This is a genomic window from Chitinophaga sp. (genome assembly GCF_035564935.1).
Classification (GTDB): Bacteria; Bacteroidota; Bacteroidia; order Chitinophagales; family Chitinophagaceae; genus Chitinophaga.
Genome location: NZ_DATMTE010001114.1, coordinates 1 through 2,556, shown reverse-complemented (window position 1 = coordinate 2,556; position 2,556 = coordinate 1). Strand labels below are relative to the sequence as shown.

The following is a 2,556-nucleotide window of genomic DNA, read 5'->3' as shown; positions in this document are numbered from 1 at the left end:
TCGCAACTTCACTTTGGAAAGAGCATATACCCCTCTCGGCACATATATCCTTTTCGCTCCTGTAGCCACAGCCTGAGCAAAGGCCAGCGAGTCGTTGGTAATACCGTCCGCTTTAGCTCCGAATTGCATTACTGAAACACTATTAACTTGTCTATAAGTCACTAGGTTGCTATCTACCGTAGCATCTTTAGCTACTACTTTGCCGTTGAACATTCCAGCAACACCAGAAGGGAACTTCTGCAGGTACGTAATTAGTTGGTCCTGCTTCCCGAGGGTATCAACAAACGGATATCCAACAGCTAATCTTCCCTTCATCTGCATATTATGATCTCCGCCCAACCTTAGTGAATAGGTCTGCCGCATGGTTCTTGTGGCGCTGTCTGTATCCACATTTTTCACAGTTGTGAAAACGCCAAAAATATTATCGTGAAGTGCAACTGTAAGGGTTGGAGAGGTTTGATTTGTAGATCCGATCAACAGGCCGCCAGATGCGGGTAGCGTATTCCGCAGTGAAAAAGACTTCCCAGCAGTATCCGCCGAATAATAATTTGAAGATATAATAGTACTTCTAAACTCTTCGGACTGTGTAGTATCTCTTTGTACAAGCCCCTTTATAGAGGGTAAAAATGAACTTACTGAACTGGTCCCATTCCCCAGTTGTATACCACCGCCAAACGCCCCGCTATTTTGCACGTCTACAATAGGTAATACCTGGCCCGTTACATTGCGCCTTACTACCAATGAGCTATCTATGCGACCAAATTTGGCGATCCAAAAACTTGCTGGCTGAGCGTATTTTGTTTGATTCAAAATAACCTGTGTGCTATCCGGCCTGCGGAATAGACTATCAGTCAACCCGTTCACATTCGCCTGCGGGAGACTGGTAACCTTTACTGACAGCTCCCCACCGGTGGTGATGGGAAAGAACATGGTATCATTACGCATATAGGCAGAGTCGAGAGCGAGCTGGGTGCCGGAAGCAATTCTATTCCATTTATTGCCGTTCCATACGTAAATGGATTCATCGCTAATTTGATAGGTAATAGCGCCGGCATCTGTCAAGCTGCTTCGTAAACTAGTATCCTGCGGCAAGGTAAATGTACTATCTACTTTTATTCGCTTAAATTTCCGGCCGTACTCCGTACTAATACCTGTATTCTGATATATCTGTGCTGATGTTGATAGTGTCAAAAACATCAATACTATGAATGATAAAAGTTTCATGTTAATAATTAATTAATGGCAGGCCAAGTGTGTTAAATGGCCTCGTTTCATATCCAACCCTATCAGTGGAAATCCCAGTAACATTTACAGTTGTACCCACTTGTACATCTACTGCATCAGGAGAACCGCCACTATCGCTATTTGCTTTTAATTTTGGTTCTGTATAGTTATGTCCGTGATCAGGGATCATGTCCCCTTCTAAGGATCCAGGTAAATTTGAAGTCCCCGCATTAGAACGTGTTTGATCCAATATTCCATCAGGATCTGCATATCTCATAAACCTTCCTGAAAGGTTGGGGAAATTGAACGTAGTACTACCATCCCCTGTCCCAAAAAGCCCTTTATTTAATAACCACGCAGCATTGTTTACAACAGCGGCAGGCTGAGCAACAGCTAGTCTTTCTACCCACGCCCAGGCTCCGGGATATTCTGCGCGCAATACTGGGGTATCTGTAGTCGCTACAAATTGATTTGGCCCTTTTAGATATCCGAAATCAACGGTTCCTATCCTATTGAACCTTTCGCTACCTGTCCAATAAATCACCCGCCATCCGGTGCCTGCGGCAGTCGGAATGAGTAATATTTGGTCGTTCTGCCCGATATAGAAGTTTGACCAGGTAGTATTATTGAATAATAAGGTATCGGTCCCATTACAGGCCAGTGTCGCCTGTTTGTGAAGGCCGCCATTTGATGTAATGGCCAATATTACATTTTGTGGATATGCCGACGCAGCAGGAAGCCCGACTGTAAGAACTGAGGAAGATCCCTGTAAAACAATTAATTTCCTGAACATCCCGGCCGTTATAGTCGAACTAGCGGTTATTACCTGCTCTCCATTTGTAAATCTTGCTATTGCATCTGGAGACGGTATATAGGATGAGAATTGAGGCTGAAATGTAACTATAATCTCTTCGTCTCCTGAGAAAATATCGCCTGGTTGAAGTAGAACAATGCCTCCCCCAACCACTGTATTATCCCAAAGAACACCTTTAGCGATGAGCATTCCATTGCGGTGAACATCATATACTTTCCCGTCCAAAAATGGATCATCTATTTCCCCCTGGCCATCACCGTTTACAATGATGCTGGCTCCAGCTGGTACAGATTCTGGAGTTTCACCAGCTGCCTTATATCGCCGTTCAGGGATTAACGAGCCGCTGCCTAGTGCTGAAGATATTAGCGCTGCAAGGGCATTTATAGAAATACGCTTGCCGAGTAAATCAGTAGACTTGCCTATATTCAAGTAATCGGTCAGAGCCGGCAGGTTTACATCCGAAAGCTCCTGTATAGCAATTAGGTTCACTAAGTCAACATTCGTTTTCATTACCCAAT

Annotated in this window: 2 protein-coding genes; both read right to left on the bottom strand. The window is 44.3% G+C overall.

Going from position 1 to position 2,556, the window contains the following annotated elements; all coding sequences use genetic code 11:
• The coding region (locus VN105_RS28805) for a glycosyl hydrolase family 28-related protein (protein WP_325646786.1) at positions 1–1,224 on the bottom strand (1,224 nt) is incomplete at its 3' end.
• A gap of 1 nt (position 1,225) precedes the next feature.
• A partial coding sequence (locus VN105_RS28800; RefSeq protein WP_325646784.1) for a hypothetical protein occupies positions 1,226–2,556 on the bottom strand: 1,331 nt, incomplete at its 5' end.